14 protein-coding genes are annotated in these 13,944 nt (G+C 68.4%); 5 read left to right on the top strand and 9 right to left on the bottom strand.

Features of this window, described 5'->3' with window-relative positions; translation table 11 throughout:
- Positions 1–73 precede the first annotated feature (73 nt).
- On the top strand, positions 74–1,042 hold the full coding sequence (trxB, locus tag U5640_RS23130; protein ID WP_340377674.1) for a thioredoxin-disulfide reductase: 969 nt from the start codon (positions 74–76) through the stop codon (positions 1,040–1,042).
- A gap of 52 nt (positions 1,043–1,094) precedes the next feature.
- On the top strand, positions 1,095–1,427 hold the full coding sequence (trxA, locus tag U5640_RS23125) for a thioredoxin (protein WP_340377673.1): 333 nt from the start codon (positions 1,095–1,097) through the stop codon (positions 1,425–1,427).
- Between the two features lie 78 nt (positions 1,428–1,505).
- Here the strand turns inward: trxA and U5640_RS23120 are convergent, their stop codons facing one another.
- The 9 genes from U5640_RS23120 to rpmH all read right to left on the bottom strand — a co-directional run bounded on the left by U5640_RS23120 (position 1,506) and on the right by rpmH (position 8,400).
- Positions 1,506–2,123 carry a GNAT family N-acetyltransferase gene (locus tag U5640_RS23120; RefSeq protein ID WP_133911126.1) on the bottom strand — a complete coding sequence of 206 codons (618 nt, stop codon included), beginning with the start codon at positions 2,121–2,123 and terminating at the stop codon, positions 1,506–1,508.
- A 336-nt stretch (positions 2,124–2,459) separates the two neighbouring features.
- Positions 2,460–3,554: a ParB/RepB/Spo0J family partition protein gene (locus U5640_RS23115; protein ID WP_340377672.1), complete on the bottom strand. Its 1,095-nt coding sequence runs from the start codon at positions 3,552–3,554 to the stop codon at positions 2,460–2,462.
- Positions 3,551–4,624 (bottom strand): AAA family ATPase, encoded by a 1,074-nt coding sequence (locus U5640_RS23110; protein ID WP_340385266.1) that lies wholly within the window; start codon positions 4,622–4,624, stop codon positions 3,551–3,553. Before U5640_RS23110 ends, U5640_RS23115 begins: the two co-directional genes overlap by 4 nt.
- A gap of 247 nt (positions 4,625–4,871) precedes the next feature.
- The gene (gene rsmG, locus U5640_RS23105) at positions 4,872–5,588 is read right to left on the bottom strand and encodes a 16S rRNA (guanine(527)-N(7))-methyltransferase RsmG (protein WP_340377671.1); all 717 of its coding nucleotides are present in this window, start codon (positions 5,586–5,588) and stop codon (positions 4,872–4,874) included.
- Positions 5,589–5,707: 119 nt separating this feature from the next.
- Positions 5,708–6,217 (bottom strand): R3H domain-containing nucleic acid-binding protein, encoded by a 510-nt coding sequence (locus U5640_RS23100; RefSeq protein WP_055632124.1) that lies wholly within the window; start codon positions 6,215–6,217, stop codon positions 5,708–5,710.
- 15 nt (positions 6,218–6,232) lie between these two features.
- Entirely contained in the window at positions 6,233–7,516 is a 1,284-nt protein-coding gene (gene yidC / locus U5640_RS23095) for a membrane protein insertase YidC (RefSeq protein ID WP_340377670.1), read from the bottom strand.
- Positions 7,517–7,519: 3 nt separating this feature from the next.
- A complete protein-coding gene (gene yidD, locus U5640_RS23090) occupies positions 7,520–7,873 on the bottom strand; it encodes a membrane protein insertion efficiency factor YidD (protein WP_340377669.1) in 354 nt (117 codons plus the stop codon).
- Entirely contained in the window at positions 7,870–8,241 is a 372-nt protein-coding gene (rnpA, locus tag U5640_RS23085; protein WP_079079303.1) for a ribonuclease P protein component, read from the bottom strand. Before rnpA ends, yidD begins: the two co-directional genes overlap by 4 nt.
- Before the next feature lie 21 nt (positions 8,242–8,262).
- Positions 8,263–8,400 carry a 50S ribosomal protein L34 gene (rpmH, locus tag U5640_RS23080; protein WP_003956500.1) on the bottom strand — a complete coding sequence of 46 codons (138 nt, stop codon included), beginning with the start codon at positions 8,398–8,400 and terminating at the stop codon, positions 8,263–8,265.
- A gap of 363 nt (positions 8,401–8,763) precedes the next feature.
- Between rpmH and dnaA the strand changes: the two genes are divergently transcribed.
- From dnaA to gnd, 3 genes are all read left to right on the top strand, one after another.
- Complete coding sequence (gene dnaA, locus U5640_RS23075; protein WP_340377668.1) at positions 8,764–10,722, top strand: chromosomal replication initiator protein DnaA; 1,959 nt, start codon at positions 8,764–8,766, stop codon at positions 10,720–10,722.
- A 998-nt stretch (positions 10,723–11,720) separates the two neighbouring features.
- Entirely contained in the window at positions 11,721–12,851 is a 1,131-nt protein-coding gene (gene dnaN, locus U5640_RS23070) for a DNA polymerase III subunit beta (protein WP_340377667.1), read from the top strand.
- A 189-nt stretch (positions 12,852–13,040) separates the two neighbouring features.
- Positions 13,041–13,916, top strand: coding sequence for a phosphogluconate dehydrogenase (NAD(+)-dependent, decarboxylating) (gene gnd, locus U5640_RS23065; RefSeq protein WP_340377666.1), 876 nt, complete (start codon positions 13,041–13,043; stop codon positions 13,914–13,916).
- The last annotated feature ends 28 nt before the right edge of the window (positions 13,917–13,944 follow it).

The following is a 13,944-nucleotide window of genomic DNA, read 5'->3' as shown; positions in this document are numbered from 1 at the left end:
CGTTGGGTGGGGTGAGAGTTCAGAGCAGCTCCCCCCGGTCGAACGACGCAGACCAGAGACGAGGAACAAAGCCGTGAGCGACGTCCGTAACGTGATCATCATCGGCTCCGGGCCCGCCGGCTACACCGCCGCGCTCTACACCGCGCGCGCGTCGCTGAAGCCGCTGGTCTTCGAAGGCGCCGTCACCGCGGGCGGCGCCCTGATGAACACCACCGAGGTGGAGAACTTCCCCGGCTTCCAGGACGGCATCATGGGCCCCGAGCTCATGGACAACATGCGCGCCCAGGCCGAGCGCTTCGGTGCGGAGCTCATCGCGGACGACATCGTCTCCGTTGACCTCACCGGTGAGGTCAAGACCGTCACGGACACGGCCGGCACGGTCCACCGCGCCAAGGCAGTCATCGTCGCCACCGGCTCCCAGCACCGCAAGCTCGGCCTGCCGAACGAGGACGCCCTCTCCGGCCGCGGTGTCTCCTGGTGTGCCACGTGTGACGGGTTCTTCTTCAAGGACCAGGACATCGCCGTGATCGGCGGCGGCGACACCGCGATGGAGGAGGCCACCTTCCTCTCCCGCTTCGCCAAGTCCGTCACCATCGTCCACCGCCGGGACACTCTGCGCGCCTCCAAGGCGATGCAGGAGCGCGCCTTCGCCGACCCGAAGATCAAGTTCGTCTGGGACAGCGAAGTCGCCGAGATCCAGGGCGACCCGAAGCTGGCCGGCCTGAAGCTGCGCAACCTCAAGACCGGTGAGCTCTCCGACCTCGCGGTCACCGGTCTGTTCATCGCCATCGGCCACGACCCGCGCACCGAGCTCTTCAAGGGCCAGCTCGACCTGGACGAGGAGGGCTACCTGAAGGTGGCCGCGCCCTCGACCCGGACGAACCTGACCGGTGTCTTCGCGGCCGGTGACGTGGTGGACCACACCTACCGCCAGGCGATCACCGCGGCCGGAACCGGCTGCTCGTCCGCTCTCGACGCCGAGCGCTTCCTCGCGGCCCTCGCCGACGAAGAGCAGGCCGAGCCCGAGAAGACCGCTGTCTGACCTCCCCGCCCCCCTCTCCCGCCCCACCGCACAAGGAATGAAGGAGCCCCCTGTGGCCGGCACCCTGAAGAATGTGACCGACGCCGACTTCGATGAGGTCGTCCTGAAGAGCGACAAGCCCGTTCTGGTGGACTTCTGGGCCGAGTGGTGCGGCCCGTGCCGCCAGATCGCTCCGTCCCTCGAGGCCATTGCCGCCGAGCACGGCGACAAGATCCAGATCGTCAAGCTCAACATCGACGAGAACCCGAACACGGCCGCGAAGTACGGCGTCATGTCGATCCCGACGCTCAACGTCTACCAGGACGGCGAGGTCGCCAAGACCATCGTCGGCGCCAAGCCGAAGGCCGCGCTCGTCCGCGACCTGGAGACCTTCATCTCCGAGTGACGCACTGTTTCACGAACGCACTGTTTCACGTGAAACCGAGAGGGGCCGGTCCTCCAGGACCGGCCCCTTCGTCATGGTCTACAGCGGTCGCAGCGCCGGCTCCTTCTGCACGGCCCCCAGCAACCGGTCCAAGGCCATCTCCACGTCTTCCTTCCAGGAGAGCGTGGTTCGCAGCTCCAGCCGCAGCCGAGGGTGACGAGGGTGCGGCCGGACCGTCTTGAAGCCCACGGCCAGCAGATGATCCGCGGGGAGCAGACAGCCGGGTTCCTTCCAACGGGCGTCCCCGAAGGCCTCGATCGCCTTGAATCCGCGCCGCAACAGATCCTTCGCGACTGTCTGCACCATCACACGGCCGAGCCCCTGCCCCTGATACCCCGGCATGATGAACGAGGTCATCAGCTGCACGGCGTCCGGTGCCACCGGACTTGTGGGAAACGCCGTCGAGCGGGGCACATAGGCGGGCGGGGCGTAGAGCACGAACCCCACGGGACGATCGTCGACGTACACCACCCGGCCGCATGATCCCCAGTCCAGCAGGACGGCGGAGATCCAGGACTCCTTCTCCAGAGCGGCCGTCCCCGCCTTCAGCGCGGCCGCACCCCTGACGGGATCCAACTCCCAGAAGACACACGAGCGACAGCGCTTGGGAAGGTCCTGAAGGTTGTCCAGCGTAAGCGGTACAAGCCGACGCCCCATGAAGGCTGTTCCTCGCTTCCTTCGCCCGCGGCATCGCGAGCGGCTGTCAGAGCGTTGCGTTCCCTGAGCAGACTGCCGACGAAGCCGCCGACCGCCCCCAGCCCCAGCCCCGCGCTCACCAGTCCGGTCCGGCTCATCGTTCGCATGGCCCTCGCCTCCCGCTTCGAGGTGCTGCCTGGTGGATGCGCCATACCCCCTCGCATCGTATCCACGATGCGATTCCCGTCGATACCGACTGAACGCAAAGAGCGAGCCGTGTTCCGGACACACCGGGCACGGCTCGCTCAGACGCTCACGAGGCCACTCTGTGACAGGGTCTCAGGGCGGGCCCCTGCATCAGTCGTCCGCTTCCTCCTCGTCGCTCCCCTCTTCAAGCCCCTTCTGCAGGGCGAAGCCCTCGCCCGGGGCCAACGTGCCGAGGATGCGCTCCAGATCCTCCACCGAGGCGAACTCGACGGTGATCTTGCCCTTCTTCTGCCCCAGATCGACCTTCACCCGGGTCTCGAAGCGGTCCGAGAGCCGAGTGGCCAGCTCGGACAGCGCCGGAGAGACCAGTGCACCGGCACGCGGCTTCCGGGCGCGCTGCGCCGACTGCGGCCGGGAGCCCATGAGGGTCACGATCTCTTCGACGTTCCGCACCGAGAGGCCCTCGGCGACGATGCGGTGCGCCAGTCGCTCCTGCTCCTCCGCGTCCTCCACGGAGAGCAGCGCACGAGCGTGGCCGGCGGACAGCACACCCGCCGCCACCCGGTTCTGCACCGCCGGTGAGAGCTTCAGCAGACGCAGGGTGTTGGAGACCTGCGGACGGGACCGTCCGATCCGGTCCGCCAGCTGGTCGTGCGTGCAGTTGAAGTCCTTCAGCAGCTGGTCGTAGGCAGCCGCCTCTTCCAACGGGTTCAGCTGCGCCCGGTGCAGGTTCTCCAGGAGCGCGTCCAGAAGAAGCTTCTCGTCGTCCGTGGCCCGCACGATCGCCGGGATCGCCTCCAGCCCTGCCTCACGGCAGGCCCGCCACCGGCGCTCACCCATGATGAGCTCATAGCGCCCGGGGCCCATCTGCCGTACGACGACCGGCTGGAGGAGACCGACCTCCTTGATGGAGATGACGAGTTCTTCCAGCGCGTACTCGTCGAAGACCACACGCGGCTGCTGCGGGTTCGGGGTGATCGCGTCGAGAGGGATCTCCGCGAAGTACGCCCCGATGGGCGGCCCGGGCGTCTCCACGACGTCATAGGCCGACGGCTCCTCTGTTTCACGTGAAACAGCCGGCAGTGTGGCCACCTTCGCCGCGGCCACACCCCGCTCGTGCAGACCCGGGACGGCCGCCGGGGCCGTCGAGCCGGTCACCGCCGACTGCGCCGGCGTCTTCTCCGTGGGGGCGGCAGGGATCAGTGCGGCGAGACCACGGCCCAACCCCCTCCGTCGCTCATTCACTGGATCCCCTCCACCATGCTTGGACTGTTCTGAGCGCCGATATGAGCGTGGGTGGCGTCATAGCTGATCCCCACACCTCTCAGCGCGATCTCTCGGGCCGCCTCAAGATAGGAGAGGGCGCCGCTCGATCCTGGATCGTAGGTCAGCACCGTCTGCCCATAGCTCGGCGCCTCGGAGATACGGACCGAGCGAGGAATGCTCGTCCGTAGTACCTCGTCACCGAAGTGGGTGCGCACCTCTTCGGCGACCTGGGACGCCAGGCGCGTCCGGCCGTCGTACATGGTGAGCAGGATGGTCGACACATGCAGGGCGGGGTTGAGGTGCCCCCGCACCAGGTCGACGTTGCGCAGCAGCTGGCCCAGTCCCTCCAGTGCGTAGTACTCGCACTGGATCGGGATCAGGACCTCAGCGCCCGCCACCATGGCGTTGACCGTCAGCAGGCCGAGTGAGGGCGGGCAGTCGATGAGGACATAGTCCAGCGGCTGCTCATAGGCCTGGATGGCACGCTGCAGTCGGCTCTCTCGCGCCACCAGGGACACCAGCTCGATCTCCGCACCGGCGAGATCGATCGTGGCGGGGGCACAGAAGAGGCCTTCGACATCGGGAACCGGCTGGACGACTTCCGCGAGCGGGCGGCTCTCGACCAACACGTCGTAGATGGACGGGACCTCGGCGTGATGGTCGATTCCCAGGGCCGTGGACGCGTTGCCCTGCGGGTCGAGGTCGACGACGAGGACACGGCCGCCATGCAGAGCCAGGGAAGCGGCGAGGTTCACCGTCGTGGTGGTTTTGCCCACGCCGCCCTTCTGGTTGGCGACCACGATGATCCGGGTCTGCTCCGGACGTGGCAGACCCTCGCCGGCGCGGCCCAGTGCTTCCACCGCCAGCTGGGCAGCACGACCGATCGGAGTGTCGTCCATCGGGGGCGGTGTTTCACGTGAAACATCCTCCCCCAAGGACTCGGTACGGGGACCGGGGACCGGATCGGCCATCGGTCCCGCGATGTTGGCGTCGGACCGCAAGGATTCACTCTCCTCGACTTCAAGCTCGCAATGAACAGAGCCTGCCATGTCTTCGGGGTCGCGAACCAGTGAGGCCTGTTGTTCTGTGGAGAAATCCACCTCTGTGGACAACTCCACCCCCGCATCGAGTGAACCGAGGGGCTTTCGTTTGCGGGGTTCGGCCGCGGCGCGACCGCGGCCGATGATGCCGTGCAGCAGGGAGCGACGTTTCACGTGAAACACGATGCACAGCGCCTACGCCCGAACGGACGCGACACTCCGTCATACGTAGGTGGGCAGCTTGTGTGGAGTACGTTCAGCGTCGGCGGCGGGCCCGGCCTGCCCGGGCAGCCTTCGCCCGCTTGGCCGCGAATCGCACGCCACCGGGGCTCTCCCCGACCTCGACCCGCACCACCGTGGAGAGCGGATCGACGACGTCCTCGCCCACCTGGAGAACCGAGGTGCCGACCGCGCCGAGCTTGCTCAGGGCAGTGGCCGCGCTCTTCAGCTCCTCCTCGGCGGTGTCGCCCTTGAGGGCGAGCATCTCGCCGTAGGGGCGCAGCAGCGGAATGCCCCAGGTGGCCAGACGGTCGAGGGGCGCCACGGCCCGGGCGGTCACCACATGGACGGGCGGAAGGCTGCCCATGACCTCCTCGGCACGGCCGCGGACCACGGTGACATGGTCCAGGCCGAGGAGCTCGACCACCTCGGTGAGGAAGTTCGTGCGCCGCAGCAGTGGCTCCAGAAGAGTGATCTTCAGGTCCTCGCGCACCAGCGCCAGGGGGATACCGGGCAGCCCGGCGCCCGAGCCCACATCGCACACGGTCACGCCCTCGGGCACGACCTCGGAGAGCACCGCGCAGTTGAGGATGTGCCGCTCCCACAGGCGTGGCACCTCGCGCGGGCCGATGAGGCCGCGCTGCACACCGGCCTCGGCCAGGAGCTCGGCGTACCGGACCGCGTCCGGGAAGCGATCACCGAATACCTCGCGTGCCACCTCAGGCGCAGGGGGGAGCTCTGCTGCCTCCGTCACGGGGACCGTCCTTCCGTACCGCTTCGGCGCGTCCAGCGCCGACCACCAGAGAACCAGGCTGACAAAGACCGGCCCCGCCTGCGCTACAGACGGGGCCGGGGGTGACGTACGTAACGAATCTAGTCGGGAAGCACGACGACGAAGCGCTGCGGCTCCTCGCCCTCGGACTCGCTGCGCAGGCCCGCGGCCTTGACCGCGTCATGGACGACCTTGCGCTCGAAGGGCGTCATCGGCTTCAGCTTCACGGGCTCGCCGCTGTTCTTGGCGTCGGCCGCGGCCTTGGCACCCAGCTCGGAGAGCTCGGCACGCTTCTTGGCCCGGTAGCCGGCGATGTCCAGCATCAGCCGGCTGCGGTCCCCGGTCTCCCGGTGCACGGCCAGGCGCGTCAGCTCCTGCAGCGCCTCCAGCACCTCGCCGTCCCGGCCGACCAGCTTCTGCAGGTCACGGGTGCCGGAGTCACTGATGATCGACACCGCGGCGCGGTCGGCCTCGACGTCCATGTCGATGTCGCCGTCGAGATCGGCGATGTCCAGCAGACCCTCGAGGTAGTCCGCCGCGATCTCGCCCTCCTGCTCCAGGCGGGTCAGGGTGTCTGCACCCTCGGCAGCGGAGGTGGTGCCTTCCGTCACGGGATGGGCTCCTTCTTACTTCTTGGACGGGGACTTGGGGCGCTGCGGGCCGCCCTTGCGCTGACCGGACTGGGCCTTGCTGCGCCCGTTCCCGGTACCGGCCTGCGAGGCGGACGGCCGGGCGGCGTCGGAGGGCTTGGCGTCCTCGGGCTCGTCGGACTTGCTCAGCGAGGTCGTCTCACCGGCCGCCTTCGGGCCACCGGACTGGCGCTGGGACTTGGACTGGCGCTTCGGCTGCTGGCGCTTGGCGGCGGCCGCGGACGTGGACGTGGTGGTGCCGTCCTCGGCGGTCTCCACGACGGTCTGGCCGTCGCTCTTCATCACGGTGCCGTCGGCCTGGGCTGCGAGGCCCGCCTTGGCCAGACCGTTGATGAACTTGCGCTCGGCCTCGTTGCGGTCGCGGCCCTTGGCGACGATGGCCTTGATGATCGTCTTCTCGCTGCGACGGCGGGTCTTGCCGGCGTGCGTCACGTGCTTGTACAGCCGGTCCAGGTACGCGGCCTGGGCCTTGGAACCCGGGGTCGGGTTGTTGCGGATGACGTACATCTGCTGGCCCATGGTCCACACGTTGGTGGTCAGCCAGTAGACGAGGACACCGACGGGGAAGTTGATGCCGAAGACGGCGAACATGACGGGGAAGACGTACATCAGCATCTTCTGCTGCTGCATGAACGGCGTCTTCACCGAGGTGTCGACGTTCTTCGTCATCAGCTGGCGCTGGGTGAAGAACTGCGAGGCCGACATCAGGACGATCATGATCGCGGTGACGACCCGGACGTCCGTGAGCGAGGCTCCGAGGGCCGAGGCCTCCGAGGCGCTGTCCGTGAACTTCGCGGCCAGGGGGGCACCGAAGATGTGCGCCTTCTGCGCGCTCGCCAGCAGGCTCTGGTTGATCACGCCGATGGTGTCACCGTTGGCGATGCCGTTGAGCACGTGGTAGAGGGCGAAGAAGAACGGGGACTGCGCCAGGATGGGAAGGCACGAGGAGAGCGGGTTGGTGCCCGTCTCCTTGTACAGCTTCATCATCTCTTCGGACTGACGCTGCTTGTCGTTCTTGTAGCGCTCCTGGATCTTCTTCATCTCGGGCTGGAGCGTCTGCATGGCCCGGGTCGCCTTGATCTGCTTCACGAAGAGCGGGATCAGGCAGATGCGGATCAGGATCACCAGAGACACGATCGACAGGCCCCAGGCCCATCCGGTGTCAGGGCCGAAGATCTTGCCGTACACCGTGTGGAACTGGACGATGACCCAGGAAACGGGTGTCGTGATGAAGCTGAAGAGGCTGGCAATCGTGTCCACTAATCATGCTCCTTGGGCATGGGACGAGGTCTCTGCGGCCGGGCTCGGGGAAACGCTCTCCCCGGTGGCCGTTTCGGCGGCGGAGGTCCCGCCCCTGCGTGCACGCCAGGCGTCCCGCAGCATTTCGTGCCACCGCGGGCGCTTCCGCGGCGGGACATGGTCCACACCCCCCAGCGACCACGGGTTGCACCGCAGGATGCGCCAGGCGGTGAGTGCCGTTCCCTTGATCGCGCCGTGCCGGTCGATCGCCGTGTACCCGTAGTGGGAGCACGACGGGTAGTACTTGCACACGGGCCCGAGCAGTGGACTGATCGTCCACTGGTAGAGCTTGATCAGGGCCAGCAGCGGGTACTTCATCGCGCGCCCCCTCCCGACAGCCGTTGAAGGGCGGCATCCAGGTCTTGGGCCAGCTGTGCGTGGTCGGCGTCACCCGCCCCGGGCAGCGCCCGTACCACTACCAGGCTACCGGGGGGCAACAGAACGACTCGGTCACGCATCAGATGACGCAGTCGGCGCTTGACCTTGTTGCGGACGACCGCCCCGCCCACAGCCTTGCTCACGACGAAACCCGCACGCGTCGGGGGAGCGCTCTCCCCAGGCGCGTGCGGGTCCGTGGCACCGCTACGAAGATGGACGACGAGCGTCGGGCGTCCGGCCCGACGGCCCCGTCGTACCGCGGTCGCGAAGTCCTCGCGCCGCCTCAGCCGGTTCTCGGTGGGCAGCACGACGGCATGACCTGACCGGGATCAGGCGGACAGACGGGCGCGACCCTTGCTGCGGCGGGACGCGAGGATCGCGCGGCCGGCACGGGTGCGCATACGCAGGCGGAAGCCGTGGGTCTTGGCGCGACGACGGTTGTTCGGCTGGAAGGTGCGCTTGCTCACTCGGGGGCTCCAGAAATCAATCGGTGGTGGCGGGTGCCGTCCTGGCTGTCACCGTGCGCCCACGAGTAGCTCTCGTTACGCCCGAGTGCACCGCTTCCCGATCACCTGACGCGATCTGTGCCCATCGGAGGCAGGCGGCAGCAGCCATCGACAACTCGACCTGGTTACGGTACGCGCGGCTGCGCCATCCGGTCAAACCAGGGGTCACCGAGAGACACTGTCCACAGCCTGGGGACAACAACTTGAACCGCAGCCGCCGCCCTGACTACCGTGGCTGGACTCCGATTCGTTCCATTGACCCCTGGTTACCGACCCGTCCCGCAACCACACGTGCGTGGGACCCCCCACGAGAGAGCGTGCCCTGTGGCTGACGTACCTGCCGATCTTGCCGCAGTGTGGCCACGCGTACTGGAGCAGCTCCTCGGTGAGGGCCGCGGCCAGGGTGTCGAGGCGAAGGACGAGCACTGGATCCGGCGCTGCCAGCCGTTGGCGCTGGTCGCCGACACGGCCCTGCTCGCCGTGCCGAACGAGTTCGCCAAGGGCGTACTGGAAGGCCGGCTGGCACCGATCGTCAGCGAGACGCTGAGCCGTGAGTGCGGGCGGCCGATCCGTATCGCGATCACCGTCGACGACTCGGTGGGCGAGTCCCCGGCCCCGTCGGCGCCCCCGGTCCAGCAGCAGCCGAAGCCTCGCTACGAGGAGCCCGAACTTCCGTCCGGCCCGTACGACAGCCCGTACGACGAGCCCAAGGGCCGCTACGACAGCACGTACGACCCCTCCTACGACAGCCCGTACGACGGGAGCTACGGCCGGCACCGCGCCGAGCAGCTCCCGGGTCCCTCCGGCGAGGGCCCGCGCGGCGAGCAGCTGCCGACCGCGCGGCCCGCCTACCCGTCGGAGTACCAGCGCCCGGAGCCCGGCGCCTGGCCGCGGCCCCAGCAGGACGACTACGGCTGGCAGCAGCAGCGGCTGGGCTTCCCCGAGCGGGACCCCTACGCCTCGCCGTCCCAGGACTCCTACGGTTCCCCGGCCCAGGACCCCTACGGGTCGCCGTCCCCGGCCTCCTACGGTCAGCCGTCGCAGGACTACCGGCCGCAGTCGATGGAGCGGCCGCCGTACGACTCCGCGCCCTACGAGCCGAAGCGGCCCGAGTACGACCAGCGGGACGCGGGCCGGCGCGAGCTGCCCGAGCCGCCGGCCGGTTCCGGACCGCCGCAGCGGCCCGGCGCACCCGGGGTGCCCGGGGCACCGGCCGCGCCGTCGGCGTCGGGGGGCGGCCCCGGTGAGCCGACCGCCCGGCTGAACCCGAAGTACCTCTTCGACACGTTCGTCATCGGGGCGTCCAACCGTTTCGCGCACGCGGCGGCGGTCGCCGTGGCCGAGGCGCCCGCGAAGGCGTACAACCCGCTCTTCATCTACGGCGAGTCCGGGCTCGGCAAGACGCACCTGCTGCACGCGATCGGACACTACGCGCGGAGCCTGTATCCCGGCACGCGCGTGCGGTACGTGAGTTCGGAGGAGTTCACCAACGAGTTCATCAACTCCATCCGCGACGGCAAGGGCGACAGCTTCCGCAAGCGGTACCGCGAGATGGACATCCTGCTCGTCGACGACATCCAGTTCCTCGCGGACAAGGAGTCGACGCAGGAGGAGTTCTTCCACACCTTCAACACGCTCCACAACGCCAACAAGCAGATCGTGCTGTCCAGCGACCGGCCGCCCAAGCAGCTGGTGACGCTGGAGGACCGGCTGCGGAACCGTTTCGAGTGGGGGCTGATCACCGACGTGCAGCCGCCCGAGCTGGAGACACGGATCGCGATCCTGCGCAAGAAGGCGGTGCAGGAGCAGCTCAACGCCCCGCCGGAGGTGCTGGAGTTCATCGCCTCGCGGATCTCGCGCAACATCCGTGAGCTGGAGGGCGCGCTGATCCGGGTGACCGCGTTCGCCTCGCTCAACCGGCAGCCGGTGGACCTGGGGCTGACGGAGATCGTCCTGAAGGACCTGATCCCCGGCGGCGAGGACTCGGCGCCCGAGATCACCTCCACGGCCATCATGAGCGCCACCGCGGACTACTTCGGGCTCACGGTCGAGGACCTGTGCGGGACCTCGCGCGGGCGGGCGCTGGTGACGGCCCGGCAGATCGCCATGTATCTGTGCCGCGAGCTGACGGACCTCTCGCTGCCGAAGATCGGCGCGCTGTTCGGCGGCCGCGACCACACCACGGTCATGCACGCCGACCGCAAGATCCGCAATCTGATGGCCGAGCGGCGCTCCATCTACAACCAGGTGACCGAGCTGACGAACCGCATCAAGGCCGGCTGACCGCCGTACGACGCCACGCAGGGCGCTCCGGGAGCCGATCCCGGGGCGCCTTTCGCGTGTCCGGGGTCCGGTGACGCGGGCCGGGAAGGGGCTGGGGAGGCCCCAAGCGGTCCACGGACGTCCTCGAAGAGGTCCGCGGACGGCCCCGAGGAGGTCCGGAGGAGCCCCGAGGGAAGCCCGGGAGCGGTCCGTGCGTCGCGGCGGTCCCCCGTCCGTTGTTCGATTCCCGGCCGGGTTACGGCCTCTCTCCACAGATTCGGTGACTTTTTGCCGTCCACACCCTGGGGACCCGGAAGTTGTCCAGACTGTATCCACAGGCGAGCCTGTGGGAGGAGCATCCAGCCAGGTCAACAGGTTGTGGATTCGTGGAAAAAGGACATCCACAGGCTGTGGACAAAAAAATGATCCACAGGGTGTGCACGAAGTTGTCCACCGGCAACCCACAGGCTGAGGCCGGTTGTCCCCAGCGATCAGCGGTTTCTCCACATGTCTGTCCACTGTTCGGCAAGCTGACGCGCCTCCTCACCGGGGCGAGTGAAAGGCGTCACACGAAGTTGCCGGGTTGGCCTGTGGGAAAGGGGGGTAAAGCTGGGGACGATGCTGGGGAGAACTCGCCCCTCCCTGTGCACGGAGTGTGCAGAACTTTCCGTTCTCCACAGACGGGCCCGGTTGTCCACCGGCTCCGCCCACAGGGCCAGTGGATAAAAAATCGCCTCTGAGCTGCGAAAACGGGGTTATCCACGGTATCCACAGGCCCTACTACTACTGACGACTAGAGAGAGCTCGGAATCCGTTTCGAAGTGGGTCCTGTGCACAACTCGCTCTCCGGCGTCCGGCTGCCCCTCGTCACGACTTGACCTCGAGAGGCACCTACTGTCAGTGCGGTGCGTCAGACTGGTCCCCGGGTGGTCCTTCCCTTCGCCGGGGCCGATCACACCGACACCAGACACGAAGCCAGGCAGGGCGAGAAGCGCCGGCAACAGCAGGAGGCGGCAAGAGTGAAGATCCGGGTGGAACGCGACGTACTCGCGGAGGCAGTGGCCTGGGCGGCGCGCAGTCTCCCGGCCCGCCCGCCGGCGCCCGTCCTCGCGGGCCTGCTGCTGAAGGCCGAGGACGGCGCACTGAGCCTGTCCAGCTTTGACTACGAGGTCTCGGCGCGCGTGTCCGTGGAGGCCGAGGTCGAGGAGGAGGGCACGGTCCTCGTCTCCGGCCGCCTGCTCGCGGACATCTGCCGCGCGCTCCCCAACCGGCCGGTGGAGATCTCCACAGACGGTGTACGGGCGACGGTGGTCTGCGGCTCCTCGCGGTTCACCCTCCACACCCTGCCCGTGGAGGAGTACCCGTCGCTGCCCCAGATGCCGAACGCGACGGGCACCGTCCCCGGCGACGTCTTCGCCTCGGCCGCCGCCCAGGTGGCCATCGCCGCCGGGCGTGACGACACGCTCCCCGTCCTCACCGGTGTGCGTATCGAGATCGAGGGCGACACCGTCACCCTCGCCTCCACCGACCGCTACCGCTTCGCGGTCCGCGAGTTCCTGTGGAAGCCGGAGAACCCGGACGCCTCCGCGGTCGCCCTGGTGCCCGCCAAGACGCTCCTGGACACCGCCAAGGCCCTCACGAGCGGCGACAGCGTCATCCTGGCGCTCTCCGGCTCGGGCTCCGGCGAGGGACTGATCGGCTTCGAGGGCGCGGGCCGCCGCACGACCACCCGGCTCCTCGAGGGCGACCTGCCCAAGTACCGCACGCTGTTCCCGACCGAGTTCAACTCCGTCGCCGTGATCGAGACCGCCCCCTTCGTGGAGGCCGTCAAGCGTGTGGCCCTGGTCGCCGAGCGCAACACCCCGGTGCGGCTCAGCTTCGAGCAGGGCGTGCTCATCCTGGAGGCCGGCTCCAGCGACGACGCACAGGCTGTGGAAAGGGTCGACGCGCAGCTGGAGGGCGACGACATCTCGATCGCCTTCAACCCGACCTTCCTGCTGGACGGCCTGAGCGCGATCGACTCCCCCGTCGCCCAGCTGTCCTTCACGACGTCCACCAAGCCCGCGCTGCTGAGCGGCAAGCCGGCGCTGGACGCCGAGGCCGACGACGCCTACAAGTACCTGATCATGCCGGTGCGGCTGAGCGGCTGAGCTGCCTGACGTCGTCCACAGGTCGTGGAGAACTCCTCCCGGCCTGTGGGCAAACCCGCAGGTGGGCCCGCGTCTGTGGGGCTACGTCTGAGCGCGTGTGCCCACAGGTGTGCGTGACCGTCCGGGGCTAGGCTCGGACATGGGTACGAAGGTGCCCCACACGCCACACAGCGACCTAAGGAACAACTGATGGAGCTCGGTCTCGTCGGCCTCGGCAAGATGGGCGGCAACATGCGCGAGCGGATACGCCGCGCGGGCCACACCGTCGTCGGATACGACCGCAACCCGGACCTCGCCGACGTCCACAGCCTCGAAGAACTCGTGGGCAGGCTCACGGGCCCGCGCGTGGTGTGGGTGATGGTCCCGGCCGGTGCGGCCACACAGTCGACGATCGACGAGCTCGCCGAGCTGCTGGAGCCCGGTGACGTCGTCGTGGACGGCGGCAACTCCCGCTGGACGGACGACGAGAAGCACGCGGAGGAGCTGGCCGCCAAGGGCATCGGCTTCGTCGACTGCGGGGTCTCCGGAGGCGTCTGGGGCCTGGAGAACGGCTACGCGCTGATGTACGGCGGCGACGCGGAGAACGTCGCCAAGGTGCGGCCGGTGTTCGACGCGCTCAAGCCCGAGGGCGACTTCGGCTCGGTGCACGCCGGCAAGGTCGGCGCCGGCCACTTCGCCAAGATGGTCCACAACGGCATCGAGTACGCCATGATGCAGGCCTACGCCGAGGGCTGGGAGCTGCTGGAGAAGGTCGACTCCGTCACGGACGTGCGGGAGGTCTTCCGCTCCTGGCAGGAGGGCACCGTCATCCGGTCCTGGCTGCTCGACCTCGCGGTCAACGCCCTCGACGAGGACGAGCACCTCGACAAGCTCAAGGGCTTCGCCCAGGACTCCGGCGAAGGGCGCTGGACCGTCGAGGCCGCCATCGACAACGCCGTGCCGCTGCCCGCGATCACGGCCTCGCTGTTCGCGCGGTTCTCCTCCCGCCAGGAGGACTCCCCGCAGATGAAGATGATCGCGGCGCTGCGCAACCAGTTCGGCGGCCACGCGGTCGAGACGAAGTAACAGCCCGAGAACCCTGGGGAGGTCGGCG

The organism is Streptomyces sp. SS7, from assembly GCF_037993025.1.
Classification (GTDB): domain Bacteria; phylum Actinomycetota; class Actinomycetes; order Streptomycetales; family Streptomycetaceae; genus Streptomyces.
Note: the sequence above shows the minus strand (reverse complement) of the source record. Positions and strands in the feature narration are given on the sequence as shown.

Excerpts from the sequence above, each read along its gene's own strand:
- U5640_RS23120 (WP_133911126.1), bottom strand. The coding sequence starts at position 2,123 with ATGGGGCGTCGGCTTGTACCGCTTACGCTGGACAACCTTCAGGACCTT.
- U5640_RS23110 (WP_340385266.1), bottom strand. The coding sequence starts at position 4,624 with ATGGCAGGCTCTGTTCATTGCGAGCTTGAAGTCGAGGAGAGTGAATCC.
- yidD (WP_340377669.1), bottom strand. The coding sequence starts at position 7,873 with ATGAAGTACCCGCTGCTGGCCCTGATCAAGCTCTACCAGTGGACGATC.
- gnd (WP_340377666.1), top strand. The coding sequence starts at position 13,041 with ATGGAGCTCGGTCTCGTCGGCCTCGGCAAGATGGGCGGCAACATGCGC.